Source organism: Ectopseudomonas chengduensis, assembly GCF_900102635.1.
In the GTDB taxonomy this organism is placed as follows: Bacteria; Pseudomonadota; Gammaproteobacteria; order Pseudomonadales; family Pseudomonadaceae; genus Aquipseudomonas; species Aquipseudomonas chengduensis.
Window position 1 is genome coordinate 190,336 of sequence record NZ_FMZQ01000002.1, and the last position, 15,348, is coordinate 205,683.

The window sequence follows — 15,348 nt, forward strand, 5'->3', positions numbered from 1 at the left end:
GATCAGAATTCGTGATCGGCGGTGTCCGGGTTCAGGTCGCTGATGCCCAGTTTGCCCGCAGCCTGCTCGATGGCGCCGGTCTGCTTGACCAGGGCAGCGATGGCGTCACGCACCAGTTGCTGGCCTTCGGCGTTGCCTTCCGCGATCAACTGGTCGAAGTGCACGTTGTTCTTCTCGGCGCTGTCTACCAGTGCCTGCAGCTTGGCTTCGGTTTCCTGCAGGTCGGCCTTGAGCGTGGCATCGGCCTGGGCATCGGCCTTGGCCACCAGCTCGGACAGGCTCGGGCCGGTCAGGGTGCTGCCGTCGACCTTCTTGTACTCGCCCAGGTAGACGTTACGAATGCCTTTGCCGTTGTAGAAGTGCGAGTTGTGGGTGTTGTCGCTGAAGCAGTCGTGCTCGTCTTCGGTGGAGTTGGCTTCCAGTGCGACCTTCATGCGCTCGCCCGCCAGTTCGCCGAGCGACAGGCTGCCCATGCCGAACAGCATCTTGCGCAGGCCGTTGTCGGCCGAATCGGCGACCAGCTCGCTGCGGTAGTTGCCTTGCACGCCGTCTTTCCACTGCTCGACCATGTCGTTCAGGTCGCTGACCAGCAGGTCGGTAGCCGCCTTGAGGAAGGCGCGGCGGCGCTCGTTGTGGCCACCGGTAGCGCCTTCACCCACCACGTAGTCGGTGTAGGGACGCTCGCCGGCGCCTGGCTCGGTGCCGTTGAGGTCCTGGCCCCAGAGCAGGAATTCGATGGCGTGGTAGCCGGTGGCGACGTTGGCTTCGGAGCCGCCCAGCTCGTTCAGGCTGGCCAGCAGCTCGCCGGTGATTTCGCTGACGTCGATCTTGTCTTCACCCACCTGGATCTCGGTGTTGGCGATGATGTTGGCTTGCGCGCCCGGGTTACCCAGGGCGTGCTGGTAGTCCTCGGCCACGTAGTCGATCAGGCCTTCGTCCAGCGGCCAGGCGTTGAGCTGACCTTCCCATTCGTCGACCACCGGGTTACCGAAACGGAACACTTCGGTCTGCATGTAGGGCACGCGTGCGGCCAGCCAGGCTTCGCGCGCAGCTTTCAGAGTCGCTTCGCTGGGATCGGCAAGCAGTGCATCGACGGCAGTCTGCAGGGCCTTGCCGGTGCTGGCGGCGTCGCTGAACACCGCCAGGGCCAGATCGGCGTAATGGTTGACCACGGCCTTCGCCGCTGCTTCGTCGACCTTCGCCGCAGTGGCTGGCGCCGCGCTCTCGGTGGCGGCAGCAGGAGCAGCTGCCTGGGTCGCGGGGGCTTTGTCTTCGCCACAGCCAGCGAGGGAAATGGCGATGGCCAGCAGGCTGGCGGAGGCCAGAGGCATACGAATCATGGCGGGGTCCTTTACATGTACGAAATGTGGACGGTACTCAGTGGTACCTGAAAAACTGCAACATAATGCAAATGTTTCGCATTATGTGTAAAGGCCATTATTCGTCGCTGTGCGGGATATCGCTACCGGGCTGCCTCGTTGCCGTTAGAATGCCAGCACCCGATTCGCAGTTCTGCCTGGAGAAAACTGCATGAGCCTGACCGCCGTGATCATCATCGTTGTCCTCGTTCTGCTCGGCGCCTACGCGGTGTCGCTGTACAACGGGCTGGTACGCCTCAAGCATGGCGTGAGCAAGGCCTGGTCGAACATCGACGTGCTGCTCAAGCAGCGACACGATGAACTGCCCAAGCTGGTTGAAACCTGCAAGCAGTACATGCAGTACGAAGGTTCGACGCTGGAGCGGGTGATTGCAGCGCGTAGTGCCGTTGCCAGTGCTCGCGAACAACATGATGTCGGCGCCCTGGGCAAGGCCGAAAGTGGTCTGCGCGCGGGCCTCGGTCAGCTCTTTGCCCTGGCCGAGAACTACCCTGAGCTGAAGGCCAACGACAGTTTCCAGCATCTGCAGCAGCGTATCAGCGGCCTTGAAAACGGCATCGCCGACCGCCGCGAGCTGTACAACGAGGCGGTCAACCTCAACAACGTGCGCATCGAGCAGTTCCCCGATGTACTCATCGCGCGCCTGTTCAACTTCCAGGCTGCCGAACTGCTGGTGTTCAGCGAGGCGGAAAAAGCCGACGTAGACATGAAATCACTGTTCAACTGAGAACCTGCCGATGATGCAGGTCGACCCCTTCGGCTTCTTCTTCACCCTCACGTTCACCCTCGGTGCCTGCCTGGGCGGTGCCTGGTGGTGCCTGCGGGGTTGGTCGCAGGCGCGCCATCTGCTCGATACGCCCACCTCGAAGATCCGCTCGGCGGCGCAGGGTTACGTCGAACTCTATGGTGTGCTCGAAGCGTTACCGGACATGCAGTTGCGTGGGCCGCTGACTGGCAAACCCTGCCTGTGGTGGCGCTTTCGCATCGAGGAGTATCGCTCCAGCGGCAAGAAGCGCAGTTGGCGGGTGATCGAGAGTGGCGCCAGTGACGCCTGGTTGCGCCTGGTCGATGGCACCGGCGAATGCCTGATCGACCCGCGTGGTGCCGAGATTCGTGCGACGGTGCGTGACGTCTGGGAGGGTAACCTGCGGCACCCGCTGGGTCCGGCCAAGACCGGATTGTTCGGCTTTCTCACCAGCGGCCAGCGCTATCGCTACAGCGAAGAACGCTTCCATGTCGGCCAGCCGCTGTATGCCATTGGTGACTTTCGCACCCGCGGCGCTGCGCAGCAGGGGTTCGACAGGCATGCCGCTCAGGGCGAAGTGATCCGCGAATGGAAGGGCGATTACGTTGGGCTGCTGCGGCGTTTCGACAGTGACGGCAACGGTGAGCTCGACGAGCAGGAATGGAATCGCGTGCGATTGGCGGCGCAACTGGAAGCCGAGAATCGGCACCGGCAAAAGGCCTCCGAGCCGGCGCGGCACCAGATGGCCAAGCCTGGTGAGCGCCAGCCGTTCATTCTCTCCAACAGCGGAGAGGACGAACTGGCCCGCAGCTTTTACTGGCAAGCCGCTGGCGGCGCCGTACTGTGCGTGGTCGGTGCATTGGCCACGGCCTGGCTGCTGGGTGTGCAGCACTGGTGAGTTGGTTTTGCGGGCTCGAACGAAAACGCCGCGACTGATCGCGGCGTTTTTTATGGGTGACGTTTAGAGCGTCGCGGCTGAGCTCAGGCGCCGCGATTGCTTGAGGAACAGCGTCAACTCGCGCGCTGGCAGCGGTTTGCTGTAGAGGTAGCCCTGACCCTCATGGCAGCCCTGGGCGATGATGTAGGCCTCCTGCTCGGCGGTTTCCACGCCTTCGGCGATGACTTGCATGCCCAGGCTCTTGCCCAGCTGGATGATGGCGCGAACGATGGTGGCGTCGTCTTCGTCTTCGAGCAGGTCTTGGACGAAGCTCTTGTCGATCTTGATCTTGTCCAGCGGCAGGCTTTTCAGATAGCTCAGCGAGGAATAGCCGGTACCGAAGTCGTCGATGGCGATCAGTGCGCCGGAGCGGCGTAGGCTGAGCAGATGCTGGGCGGCGGTGCTGATGTCTTCCATCAGGCCGGTCTCAGTGACTTCCAGCTCCAGGCTTTTGGGTGGCAGGCGGTAGACCTGCATCAGATTGTTGACCACGCGCGGCAGCTCGGCGTGGTGCAACTGCACGGTAGACAGGTTGATTGCCATGCGCAGATCGCTGAAGCCCTGGTCATGCCACTCGCGCAGCTGGCGGCAGGTCTGGTCGAGAATCCATTCACCGATGGGAATGATGGTGCCGTTCTGCTCGGCCAGCGGGATGAACAAGTCCGGTGCGACGAAACCATGTTGCGGGTGCTGCCAGCGCAGCAGCGCTTCGACGCCGACCACGCGGTGGTCGCGGTAGTCTATCTGGGGCTGGTAGACCAGGTGCAGCTGGTTCTGCGCCAGGGCATCGCGCAGATCCTTTTCCAGCTCACGGCGGCGCCGCATCTCGCTGTCGACGCTGGCGATGTAGAACTGGTAGCGATTGCGCGAACGACTCTTGGCCAGGGTCATGGTCTGTTCGGCTTTCTGCAGCAGCTTCTCGGTGCTGTCGCCATCTTCCGGGAACAGGGTGATGCCGATCGTGGCGCGCAGGCGCACTTCGTGCTGATCGAGCAGGAAGGGCAGCTCCAGGTCGTCGAGTACGCTCTGCGCCAGTTCGGCGGCTTCGTAGGGTTGTTCGATATCGGCTTGAACCAGGGCGAACTGGTCACCGCCCAAACGGGCCAGTGCGCCGAGGCGGCCGCTATGGCTGCGCAGGCGGTCGGACAGTGCGAGCAGCAACTGGTCGCCGCTCTGGTAACTGAATTGTTCGTTGATGCCCTTGAAGTCATCCAGGCCGACGCAGAGCACGGCGACGCGACGCTGAAGACGGCCGGCATCTTCGAGAATCTGATCGAGCTGCTGTTGCAGTTGCTGACGGTTGGGCAGGCCGGTAAGAAAATCATACTGAGCCATGCGCAGCAGGCTGTTCTCGGCTTCACGGCGCAGGTGGGTGTTGCGCTCGATGGAGGCCAGCAACTGGTTGGCGGTGTTGATCCACAAACCCAACTCGTTCTTCTCGTTGCCCTTGAGCATGGGCAGCTTGTGTTCGCTGGGTCGGTCGGGATTGATGTTAGTAAGGTGCTCGATGATCTTCGACAGTGGTTTGGTCAGCAGCCAGTGATAGACCAGATAGAGCACCAGGCCCATGGCCATGGCGCGCAGCACCCCTGAGATGAAGATGATCACCGAGTTGGTGACGAAGCTTTCGCCGTAAGGCGCCGTATCGAGGGTGATGTTGAGGTCACCGTAATACTCGCTGTAAGGACCGCGGCCGACCAGCTTGGTGGCGAACAACTGCTCCTGACCGAGAATCGGGTCGGTCAGCCAGCGAGTCGGCATCTGTGCCAGATCGCGAGTGCGCTCGGCCAGCATGGGTTCGTTGGGGTGGCCGATGGAGGCGTGACGCACCGATTCGTGCTGGAACAGCCCCTCGATCACCTGCATGCCCATCTCGCGGTCCAGGCTGTATACCGCCTGGGTCGAAGGATCGCGGAACATGCCGAGGATGCGATGGGCATCGTTGGCCACCGCCTGACGTGTCTTGTAGGCGTCGAAGACAATCTGCGCACAACTCAATACCACTCCTACTACGAGTGCTGACAACAGCACCACGCGGAGCAACTTGAGTGACAAGCTGTTTTTCAATTCCAGCTTCAAAGGCAATTCCTTATGTCGATGCTTACAGCGTCAGTCAGACGAGAGTATTGGCAATCTAGGCCTGGCCGTCAAAGGGCCATCATGCCTGGTGGCACTATTTATCCCACAAGGAACGCTCCTGGTGCGAATCGCCGCTTGGAGGCCGACTCACTGCTCTGTGTCGGTGCGATTGCGCCGTACTTGAACACCTTTGGTCATATTGACCGTCCGTCGTTGTTACGCCCTGTGACGCGCCACATGCCGTCTGCTTGGCCGCTGGCACAAGAGTTGCGAAGGCCGGGCATCGACCGGGAGGGGATTCGTGATGAAAACGCTCGTGCTGTTGCTCGTCGCTGTCAGCTTTGCCCCACAGGCCCATGCCGCCAGCGAAGAGGCCGCCAATACGGCCTGGCTGGTGTTGGCCAGCGTGCTGGTGTTCTTCATGCAGGCGGGTTTCGCACTGTTGGAGAGCGGCATGTCGCGGGCCAAGAACGCGGTCAACGTGATGATGAAGAACTACATGGACTGCTGCGTTGGCGGCATCGTGTTCTGGCTGTTCGGCTTCGCCCTGATGTTCGGTGCCAATGTCACTGGCTGGTTCGGCATGAGTCACTTCGCGCTGAATGACGGCGAGCCTTGGGATTACACCTTCCTGCTGTTCCAGATGATGTTCGCCGCCACCGCTGCGACCATCGCCAGTGGTGCCATGGCCGAACGCACGCGGTATGGCGCCTATCTGATTGGCGCGGTACTGATCAGCGGTGTGATCTATCCGATATTCGGCAGCTGGGTGTGGGGCGGTCTGTACGGTGGTCAGGGGTGGTTGGCCAAGCTGGGCTTCATCGATTTCGCCGGCTCGACCGTGGTGCATAGCATCGGTGCCTGGTGCGCGCTGGCAGGGATTCTGGTGCTGGGCCCGCGTCTCGGGCGTTTCGCCCCTGATGGCAAGGCACGCTTGATCCCTGGGCACAATCTTGGCCTGGTGGCATTGGGCGGTTTCATCCTCTGGGTGGGCTGGTTCGGCTTCAACGCTGGCAGCAACCTGGAAGTCAGCAGCAGCCTTGGCTTGATCGCCCTGAACACGCATCTGGCTGCGGTCGCGGGTGCGCTCGGTGCTCTGCTGGCACAACGCAGCACGGCCAGCCCGGTACTGCTGACCACCACGGTGAACGGCTCGATTGGCGGGCTGGTCGGCATCACCGCCGGTTGCGCCAGCATGGCGCCGGGTTTCGCCCTGCTCAGCGGTCTTGTCGCCGGTTTCGTCGTGGTCTATGGCATGCGTCTGCTCGATCGCCTGCAGCTCGACGATGTGGTCGGTGCTATCCCCGTACATGGTTTCGCCGGCATCTGGGGCACCCTGGCAGCAGGCCTGTTCTATCAGGGTGACCTGTTCAACTGGGAGCGTGTCGCGGTACAGGCATTGGGTGCTGCGGCAGCTTTTCTCTGGGCCTTTCCGGTTGCCCTGGTGTTCTACTTCCTGTTGGCCAAGACCATGGGGTTGCGGGTTTCGACCCAGCATGAGCAGCGCGGGCTGGATTTTGCCGAGCATGCCGAGGTCGGTTATCCGGAGTTCAATCTGACGCAGACCTTCGACAGCGAGCAATGGTCGAGGAGGGGCTAAGCATGAGATTGAGCCTGCGCCGTCGCGCGATCTACACCGGCCTGGCCGGACACTTTTCGGATGAAGAGGTCTGGCCACTGCTGGCCCTGTGGGAGAACAAATACGCCGAGCAACCGCCGTTCGCCCTCAATGAATTTCTCGCCGAGGTGGTGCTGCGTACCGAGCGCAAGCTCGAACGCGCACGCCTGTATCGCGAGTTGGTTGGCGCCCTGACGGGACCACCCTCGCAGCTGTTGCCTGACCCTGAGGAGCAACTGGCCGCCTGGCGCCAGGGACGCAATGAGGCCGTGCGGCAGGTAGCGACTCCGGATAGTGCCGCGCAAACCACCTTCCTGGCCCTGAACCAGGCCTTGCTGGAGCAACTCGATAGCGCGCAGCAGGCGGCGCTGAGGCGCTTTGCCGCCGGCAACCTGTCCGGTATGGGGGTGAGCGCGGAGCTGTCGACGCGTTTGCGTATCTGGTTGGAGCAGGGCGGGGGCGACGGTATCGCCAACCTGGGGCTGGAGCAACTGCGCAAGCTGTTGAACCTACTCTATATCGGGCTCTGCGAGTTTCTCGGGCCGGTACGTGCCGACCGTGTACTGAGCCAGGCGGTCAACCGTGTGGAGGAGCAGGGGGTGGAGTTTTCACCACGCAGATTGCTCTAGCTGCGCAGCCTGATGCAGAAACGAAAAACCCGGCCTGAAGGCCGGGTTTTCGCATTACGGGGCTGAGATTCAGGCCGCGTAGTTCTGGGCGACGAAGTCCCAGTTCACCAGGTTCCAGAACGCCTCGACGTACTTCGGACGCAGGTTGCGGTAGTCGATGTAGTAGGCGTGTTCCCACACGTCGCAGGTCAGCAGCGGAGTGTCGCCGCTGGTCAGCGGGCAGCCGGCGCCGATGGTGCTGGCCAGGGCCAGGGAACCGTCAGCTTTCTTCACCAGCCAGCCCCAGCCGGAACCGAAGGTGCCGATGGAAACCTTGCTGAACTCTTCCTTGAACTTGTCGAAGGAACCGAAGGCCGCGTTGATGGCATCAGCCAGGGCGCCGGTCGGCTGGCCACCGCCGTTCGGCGACAGGCAGTTCCAGTAGAAGGTGTGGTTCCACACCTGAGCGGCGTTGTTGAAGATGCCGCCCGAGGAAGTCTTGACGATTTCTTCCAGGCTCTTGCCTTCGAACTCGGTGCCCGGCACCAGGTTGTTCAGGTTCACGACGTAGGTATTGTGGTGCTTGTCGTGGTGGAATTCGAGGGTCTCGGCGGAAATGTGCGGCTCGAGGGCATTCTTTTCGTAAGGCAGCGGCGGCAATTCAAAAGCCATGGTCTATCTCCTACTCAGGTCGTGTGCGGTATGCGCAAGGCCGATCACGGGCGGCCTATAGGCGGCGTCGAGTTTGTACTCTTTGCGCCGCAGACTCGGGATCATAGCACCCGACCACGGCCATAACCACGCAACATCTGTGTGGGAAAGCCGGTGCCAGGGCCTTTGCAGCATTGGGTTCGACAGTCAGGGGCGCCAGCAGTTGCCTCTTTCTACGCAGTCGTGCCGAAACACCAGCAGAGCTTAACAGGCCATTGAAAAACGTAGGCGAGGCAGGCAAGACAAGGCGAAAACGACCGAAAAAGCGCAGTTTACGTGCTGTAAATGAGTATTTTGACTGGGCTCGCACGCGAGGTCGTTTTTAACGCAGTATTGCCAACGCAGGTAGTTTTTCAACGGCCTGTTAAAGCGCGCCGGCTTTTTTCCAGGCTAGATAACTGCTCACCAGTTCCGGGCCCAGTTCGCCAGGGCGGGCGTCGAGCACCGGTACTTCATGGGCGGCCAGACGTTCGTGCAGGTCGGCGCGGGCATTGAGGTAGTCCAGCGTGCCGCAGTAGGCCAGAGCCTGATCGAATTGCTCCACCGGCGTCTGGCGCAGGCGGTCCAGCGCTTCCTCGCGCAGGCTGGCGATCAGCACGCGATGCTGGCGCGAGAGGCGACGCACGGCAGCGAGCAGATCCTGATCGTCCTCGTCGCGCAGGTTGGTCACCAGCACCACCAGCGAGCGGCGGCGCTGACGCGCCAGCAGCAAGTCGGCAGCGGCGCTGAAGTCGGCCGGTTGCTGGCTGGTGTCGAGGTCGTAAACGGCGTTGAGCAGCACGTTCAATTGCGCAGGGCCCTTGACCGGCGCGAGGTAACGCGACTGGTTGCCGGCGAAGGTTGTCAGGCCGACGGCATCGCCCTGGCGCAGGGCTACGTAGCTGAGCAGCAGGCAGGCGTTGAGAGCATGGTCGAAGTGCGACAGTTCATCGTCCTGGCTGCGCATACGGCGGCCGCAGTCGAGCAGGAAGACGATCTGCTGGTCGCGTTCGTCCTGGTACTCGCGGGCGATGGGTGTGCGCTTGCGGGCGGTGGCCTTCCAGTCGATCTGGCGCAGGGTGTCGCCATCACGAAACTCGCGTAGCTGGTGAAATTCCAGGCCCAGGCCACGGCGCGGGCGCTGGCGCACGCCCAGCTGGCTCAGCCAGTCATCCACGGCCTTGAGCTGGGCGCCATAGAGGCGCGCGAAATCCGGATAGACGCGGCTTTCGCCGGCGAGCGGCAGCAGGCGTTTGGCCTGCCACAGGCGCAGCGGGCTGGGTAGCTTCAGCTCGCACAGGGCGAAATGGAAATGCCCGCGGATCAGTGGCTTGAGGCGATAGCTGACGCGTGTCTGCTGGCCGGGGTGCAGGGTGATGCGCTGCGGCAGGAAATCGAATTCCATGCCTTCAGGCACATGGTCGAAGACTTCGATTTCCTGGGTTTGAGTGAAGTCGTGATGAGCGATCAGTTGCACCTCGCTCCAGCGCCCGAGCGGCAGGTTGCCGGGCAGCACGCGCTCCAGGCGCGGCGAGTGCTGGCGGCGCAGCCACAGGGCATCGACGGCGGCGATCAGTGCCAATGCCAGCAACAGCCCCCAGGCCAGTGGCATCAGGCTGTCTGCCAGGCGCATGCCGAGCAGGGGCAGGGCGCCGAGCAGCACGGCCGCAGCGAACAGGCCGCCGAGTAGCCCGAGGAGCAGGCGCGAAGGTTTCATAGGCGTGGCGCCGGTACCTGATCGAGCAACTGTTGCAGAACCTGATCCACCGACAGGCCTTCGATATCCAGTTCCGGCGCCAGACGTACGCGGTGACGCAGCACGGCCAGCGCGCAGCTCTTGATGTCATCCGGCAGGACGAAATCGCCACCGCGCAGCAGCGCGCGAGCACGGGCACCGCGCACCAGGGCGATCGACGCACGCGGCCCGGCACCCATGGCCAGGCCCGGCCAGCTGCGGGTAGCGCGGGCCAGGCGTACGGCGTAATCGAGCACCTGATCATCCAGTGGCAGATCGCTGGCGATCTTCTGCAGGGCCAGCACGTCCTTGGCTTGCAGCAGGGTGCGCAGCGGGCTGACTTCGAGCATGTCGGCCTTGGCCGAGCGGGTCACCTGGCGCACCATGTTCAGCTCTTCATCCTGCTGCGGATAATCCATGCGCAGCTTGAGCATGAAGCGGTCCAGCTCCGCTTCCGGTAGCGGGTAGGTGCCTTCCTGCTCGATCGGGTTCATGGTCGCCAGCACCATGAACGGCAGTTGCACCGGCAGGGCGCGGCCTTCCAGGGTCACCTGGCGCTCCTGCATCACTTCCAACAGGGCGGCCTGGGTCTTGGCCGGTGCGCGGTTGATTTCGTCGGCCAGCAGCAGGTTGGTGAACACCGGGCCCTTGCGCAGCTTGAACTGTTCGCTCTGCATGTCGTACACGGCATGGCCGGTGACATCGCTGGGCATCAGATCCGGGGTGAACTGGATGCGTGCGAACTCGCCGCCAAAGCAGCGCGCCAAGGCGCGCACCAGCAGGGTCTTGCCCAGGCCTGGCACACCTTCGACCAGCACATGACCACCGGCGATCAGTGCGGTCAGCACGTCGTCGATCACCGCGCTCTGGCCAATCACGGCCTTGCGCAGCTCGGCGCGCAGGGCCTGGGCCAACTGGCTGGCACGCTGGCGCTGCTGCGCTTGCGGGTTGCTCGGCGCGGCGGCAGGGGGTTCCTGCACCGGCAGGTTGTCGTTCTCGGGGATCTCGCTCATAGGGCATTCCTGAGGGTTTGCAGGTGGGCGACCTGGCGGGTGAAGTCACTGGCGGATAGGCGCTGCGGCGGCAATGGGCGCATGGCCTGGCTGATGTCCTTGGCGGGCAGGCGGGTCAGGCGACCGAGAACCTGCCACTGCTCGGCGACGGCGAGCTTCTCGAAACCTGGGTGGCGGCGCCGTGCACGGCGATTGATGTCCTGTTGCAGACCTTTGAGCAGGCTGTGCTGGCCGCTGCGGCGGAGCAGGAAGTCGGCACTGCCACGCAGGTGTTCCTCGAGCTGGCGCCGTGCTCGGCTGGCCGGTGCCTGCAGCGGGCCATGACGCATGCCGACGTGCCACAAGGTGGCGATGATCAGCAGGGCCAGCACCAGCAAGGCCAGCGGGAAATGGCGCAGCAGCAGGCGCGCCAGACCATCGCTGTCGGCGTGGTAAAGCAGGGTCACGGCGCTGTCCTGGCTCAGATACCAGAGTAGCCAGGCATGGTCGTACTCGCTGATATTGCGGTTCTGCCAGATCCACGGGTCGCTCAGTACGGTGATCAGTCCGTCGCCGTGATACAGCTGCAGCAGGTGCGTGGCAGAGTCGCTATTGGCCCAGGCGTGCGCGCGGTTCTGCGCATCGTACAGGTGAAAATCGGTGTCGAAGGCGATGTAGGCCGGGGCCTGTTCGTTCTCCAGGTAGAGCTTGGTGAGTTGCGGGTAGGCTTCGTGCTCTTCGTTCTGCTCGTTTTCCGCTTCTGCCTCACTGGCTTCTTCGTCGTCCAACTCGTCACTCATGTATTGCTGGACGCCGAGCAAATCGAGCAGCAGGTCGCCGCTCTTGCCTTCCTCCTCGTCCCACAGGCGTTCGGCGATGAACAGCAGGTGACCGCCGCCCGCCGTCCATTGCAGCACGCGTTCGACCTGACGTGGCGTCATGTTGCCGCGGTCGGCCAGCAGCATCAGGGTCTGGCCTTCGCTGGGCAGGCCATCGAGCACATCCAGGCCTTCGGCGCGGCGGGCGGCAATACCCTGTTTGCGCAGGAAGTGCTCGGCTGCCAGGTAAGGGCTGCTGGCAACCTCGGGGGCCGGGCCGTGCTCGATCACGTCTTCATAGGGTTCGAGTTTGCCCAACACGTAGCTGGCGATCAGCCCCAGTACCAGCAGCAGGGCGATGGCGAGGATGAAACCGGCGCGCCGACTCATGCCGCACGCTCCTGACCGAACAGGCTGCGCCAGCCCTGACAAAGGCCCTGACGCAGCGATTCGGCAGGCAGGCGGTGACCATAGGCCAGCGCCTGCCAATGCAGGGTAAGCTTACGACTGTAGTCCTCCAGGTTTTGCTGCCCGAGGCCGGCGACCAGGTGCAGCACTTCGCCTTCGGTGTGCGACTGCTTCAGGGGCAGGCGGTGTTCGTGTAGCAGGCGGCTGAGCAGGGCGCGGTAGAGCAGACCGAGTGCAGCGCGCGGTTGTTCGGCCCAGAGCCGCTCAGCTTCGCTGGCGACATCGTCGGGCAGCGTTTCCGGCGCCAGTTCGAGCCCGAACAGCTGCTGTGGTGCGGCCTGCCGGCGCCGCGTCGGCAGACCGATGCGTTCGCCAAAGGCCTGCAGCCACTCGCGGTAGCGCCACAAGACGAAGGCCAGCAGCGCGGCCAGCGCCGCCCACAGCAATGCTTCGAAGACTTGCGCGACGACATCCAGGCTCTTCCACCATTCGCCGAGTTTGAGCAGGTTCTCGAGCATGTCGAGGAAGGCTTCGATGTCTTCCGGTTTGGTTTCCTCCGCGGGCTTCTCTTCGCCCAGGCGCCAGCGGGTGACGGTTTCGCGGTGCTGGAAGGGCGGTTCGTCGAGCAGGGCCTCGATGCTTTCACGCGCGGCCTGGCTGCTCAGTGGCTGCAGGAGCAGGCGCGGCGCGTCGGGGCCTTGCGGGTCAGCCTGCTTGGCTTCCTCGCTGACGGCTGGCGCTGTGTCGGCCCAGGCCTCGCTGGGCAGCTGCGTCAGCAGCAGGGCGCAACCGAGCAATAGGGCGTAGGCGCTGCCGGTCAGGCGCTGGCGCAGGCGGCGGAAGGTCAGTTCGATATCCCAGGCTTCCAGGGCGGTGCGGCGGTTGAGGTAGAGGGTGAAGCCGCAGGCGACATAGACCGGTTCCCAGATGATCAGCAGCAGCACATAAAGCAGGTTGGACAAGTGTTCCAGCCACAGCCACTGGCCGCTGCTGGCGGCGATCAGGCTTTCCCAGGTCCAGTTCAGTTCCACTTGTTGTGGCAGCATCAGATAGAACAGGGCGACCAGGCCCATCCACAGGGCAATTTCCAGATGCATGCCCACCAGCGTCAGCCAGGTGGCAGCGGCGCTGTCGCGCTGACCGAGTACCACCAGGCGCTGGCTGCGTGCCTGACCGCCCAGGCCCTCCAGCTGCAGCACGGGCAGATCGAAGCTACGCGTCGGGCTCAGGCGGCGCCAGGTCAGGCTGGCCAGCAACTGTGGCCATAGCAGTTTCGGTAGGGCGCGCAGGGCCTGTCTCAGCGAGGGTGTGTTGCCGAACAGCGCTTGCGACAGGATGTAGAGCGGCAGTCGCTCATAGGCCGGCTTGAGCCACCAGAAGACGAAGATGGCCCAGCCCGGATACTGCCAGAGCAAGGCGCAGAGCAGGGCGAACAGCGGCAGCGTGACCAGCGCCCAACTGGCCATCAGCAGGCCGGCGTGACGACGGGCCAGCAGCACGCCGAGGTCGATGGCTTCCCAGGCGCTGCGCGGGCGGATGGCAACGCTGGCTTCAGTCAGGCGCATGCTGCCTCCGACCGGCCAGCAGCAGATAACCCAGCACCAGCGCCCAGAGCCCGGCACCGACGGCGTACTTGATGTCGGGGGTGGCGAAGGTGGTGGATGACCAGAAGGCCTCGATGAAGGCGGCCAGCAGCAGGAACAGGATCACCCCGGCCACCAGCTGTATCGCCTTGCCAGCGGCCAGGCGCAAGGCTTCGCCACGGGGCAGGCGGCCCGGGGCGAGCAGCGCCCAGCCGAGCTTGAAACCGGCTGCACCCGCCAGGGCGATGGCGGTCAGCTCGAAGGCGCCATGGCCGATGACGAAGGACCAGAACGGCTCGCCATAGCCGATGCGCGTCAGGTGGCCGGCCACTGCGCCGATCATCAGGCCATTGAACAGCAGGAAGAACAGGCTGCCGAGACCGAGCAGCAGACCGCTGGCGAAGGTCTGAAAGGCGATGCCGATGTTGTTCATGATGTAGAAGCCGAACATCACCCAGTCGTCGCCCGAACCGCGTTCACTGAAGCGGCCGAGGCGGCGCGCGTCGGGATCGTACATGCGCTCCATTTCGCTGACCTGGTCGGGGCTGACCAGGCTGAAAATCAGCTCGGGATAGAGATAGGTCAGCAGTCCCATCACTGCCAGGCTGCCGAAGAACAGCAGGCTGGCGACGCATACGCTGCGCCATTCGCTGCGTACCAGACGCGGGAAGCCGCCGAACAGGAAGCGGATCGTCTGCGCGCCGAGGTGGCTGCGATGGCGATAGAACTGCTGGTGGCCGCGCATGGCCAACTGCTGCAGTTGATCGATCAGGTGGCTGCTGTAGCCGCGCGCCTGGGCCAAAGCCAGATGCTGGCAGAGTTGTCGATAGCGGGCTGCGAAGCTCTGACAGGTTTGCGCTTCGGCCTTGCCGCGCTCGAGCGCCTCGAGCTGACTGTTGAACGCATCCCAGTCTGGCTGATGGCGACTTTCGAACAAGCTCTGTTTCACGGTGCACTCCCCAGCAGGCCACGGGCGATGCCGTTGAGGCGCGGCTCGGCCTGTTCGGCAGGCACTTGTAGCGGTTCGGCCAGCAGCGCCGCCAGCTCCGCTCTGCGGGCGGCAGACAGCTGGCTGCCACGTTCGGCAAAACCGAGAATGGCGCGTTGTTCGTCAAGGCTGAGCGGGAAGGGCGCTGGCAGCGGTTCGGCATCGGCCAACTGCGGTTTGCTCAACGGCGCATCGCGATAGACCACCAGGGTGCCGGCGGCGATATCGCCGAGGCGCTTGAACGCCGGGTGGTTCAGGCAACTGATGATGCCCAGGGTATAGCCGAACGGCAGGATATCGACGAAGCGCAGCAGGTTGCGCGTCAGTGAAGCGGCCCAGCCGATTGGCGTACCGTCATCGTGAACCACGCGCAAGCCGAGCATCTGCTTGCCGGGAGAGCGGCCCTGGTTGAACACCTCGAACAGCACCATGTACCACCAAGTCACGAGAAACAGCAGGATAGTGCCGAGGCCCATGCCGAACTGACCGAGCAGGCCGAGAACGATGAACATCACCATCAGGATCAGGCCGCGAATGGCCAGGTCGATGGCGAACGCCAGGGCGCGCGGCACCAGCCCGGCCGGTCGCAGATGCAGATCGATACCTTCCGGCGTTTCGACCTGGTAGCGAGTATCCAGGGGAGGCTGGTTGAGCGGAAGGCTTGCGCTTGAGCGTGAGTACATCGGCGGACTGCATCAAGGAAAGCCCGATGCTAGCGAGCAGCGGGCCACGAACGCAACCGGGCCAGTGAACTGGCCCGGGTCACGTCGA

General features: G+C 63.5%; 13 protein-coding genes. 4 read left to right on the forward strand and 9 right to left on the reverse strand.

The window, feature by feature from the left end:
* Positions 1 to 2: 2 nt before the first annotated feature.
* A complete protein-coding gene (locus BLS08_RS05465; RefSeq protein ID WP_017675064.1) occupies positions 3 to 1,340 on the reverse strand; it encodes an imelysin family protein in 1,338 nt (445 codons plus the stop codon).
* Positions 1,341 to 1,530: 190 nt separating this feature from the next.
* On the opposite strand from BLS08_RS05465, the gene BLS08_RS05470 reads away from it, so the two are divergent.
* Positions 1,531 to 2,103 carry a LemA family protein gene (locus BLS08_RS05470; RefSeq protein ID WP_017675063.1) on the forward strand — a complete coding sequence of 191 codons (573 nt, stop codon included), beginning with the start codon at positions 1,531 to 1,533 and terminating at the stop codon, positions 2,101 to 2,103.
* A gap of 10 nt (positions 2,104 to 2,113) precedes the next feature.
* On the forward strand, positions 2,114 to 3,019 hold the full coding sequence (locus BLS08_RS05475; protein WP_017675062.1) for a GIDE domain-containing protein: 906 nt from the start codon (positions 2,114 to 2,116) through the stop codon (positions 3,017 to 3,019).
* Between the two features lie 63 nt (positions 3,020 to 3,082).
* On the opposite strand, the gene BLS08_RS05480 is transcribed toward BLS08_RS05475, so the two are convergent.
* The gene (locus BLS08_RS05480; protein ID WP_017675061.1) at positions 3,083 to 5,137 is read right to left on the reverse strand and encodes a putative bifunctional diguanylate cyclase/phosphodiesterase; all 2,055 of its coding nucleotides are present in this window, start codon (positions 5,135 to 5,137) and stop codon (positions 3,083 to 3,085) included.
* Between the two features lie 304 nt (positions 5,138 to 5,441).
* On the opposite strand from BLS08_RS05480, the gene BLS08_RS05485 reads away from it, so the two are divergent.
* Together BLS08_RS05485 and BLS08_RS05490 are read left to right on the forward strand one after the other, a co-directional pair.
* Complete coding sequence (locus tag BLS08_RS05485; protein WP_017675060.1) at positions 5,442 to 6,737, forward strand: ammonium transporter; 1,296 nt, start codon at positions 5,442 to 5,444, stop codon at positions 6,735 to 6,737.
* Between the two features lie 2 nt (positions 6,738 to 6,739).
* Positions 6,740 to 7,384 (forward strand): hypothetical protein, encoded by a 645-nt coding sequence (locus tag BLS08_RS05490; protein WP_017675059.1) that lies wholly within the window; start codon positions 6,740 to 6,742, stop codon positions 7,382 to 7,384.
* 69 nt (positions 7,385 to 7,453) lie between these two features.
* Here the strand turns inward: BLS08_RS05490 and BLS08_RS05495 are convergent, their stop codons facing one another.
* The 7 genes from BLS08_RS05495 to BLS08_RS05525 all read right to left on the reverse strand — a co-directional run bounded on the left by BLS08_RS05495 (position 7,454) and on the right by BLS08_RS05525 (position 15,260).
* Complete coding sequence (locus tag BLS08_RS05495; protein ID WP_003462535.1) at positions 7,454 to 8,035, reverse strand: superoxide dismutase; 582 nt, start codon at positions 8,033 to 8,035, stop codon at positions 7,454 to 7,456.
* A gap of 403 nt (positions 8,036 to 8,438) precedes the next feature.
* Positions 8,439 to 9,770 carry a DUF58 domain-containing protein gene (locus BLS08_RS05500; RefSeq protein ID WP_017675057.1) on the reverse strand — a complete coding sequence of 444 codons (1,332 nt, stop codon included), beginning with the start codon at positions 9,768 to 9,770 and terminating at the stop codon, positions 8,439 to 8,441.
* A complete protein-coding gene (locus BLS08_RS05505) occupies positions 9,767 to 10,801 on the reverse strand; it encodes an AAA family ATPase (RefSeq protein WP_017675056.1) in 1,035 nt (344 codons plus the stop codon). Before BLS08_RS05505 ends, BLS08_RS05500 begins: the two co-directional genes overlap by 4 nt.
* Positions 10,798 to 11,988 carry a DUF4350 domain-containing protein gene (locus BLS08_RS05510; protein WP_017675055.1) on the reverse strand — a complete coding sequence of 397 codons (1,191 nt, stop codon included), beginning with the start codon at positions 11,986 to 11,988 and terminating at the stop codon, positions 10,798 to 10,800. The genes BLS08_RS05505 and BLS08_RS05510 overlap by 4 nt, the downstream gene beginning before the upstream one ends.
* A complete protein-coding gene (locus BLS08_RS05515; protein ID WP_017675054.1) occupies positions 11,985 to 13,571 on the reverse strand; it encodes a DUF4129 domain-containing protein in 1,587 nt (528 codons plus the stop codon). Before BLS08_RS05515 ends, BLS08_RS05510 begins: the two co-directional genes overlap by 4 nt.
* On the reverse strand, positions 13,558 to 14,538 hold the full coding sequence (locus BLS08_RS05520) for a stage II sporulation protein M (protein ID WP_017675053.1): 981 nt from the start codon (positions 14,536 to 14,538) through the stop codon (positions 13,558 to 13,560). The genes BLS08_RS05515 and BLS08_RS05520 overlap by 14 nt, the downstream gene beginning before the upstream one ends.
* On the reverse strand, positions 14,535 to 15,260 hold the full coding sequence (locus BLS08_RS05525; RefSeq protein ID WP_017675052.1) for an RDD family protein: 726 nt from the start codon (positions 15,258 to 15,260) through the stop codon (positions 14,535 to 14,537). Before BLS08_RS05525 ends, BLS08_RS05520 begins: the two co-directional genes overlap by 4 nt.
* Positions 15,261 to 15,348 lie beyond the last annotated feature (88 nt).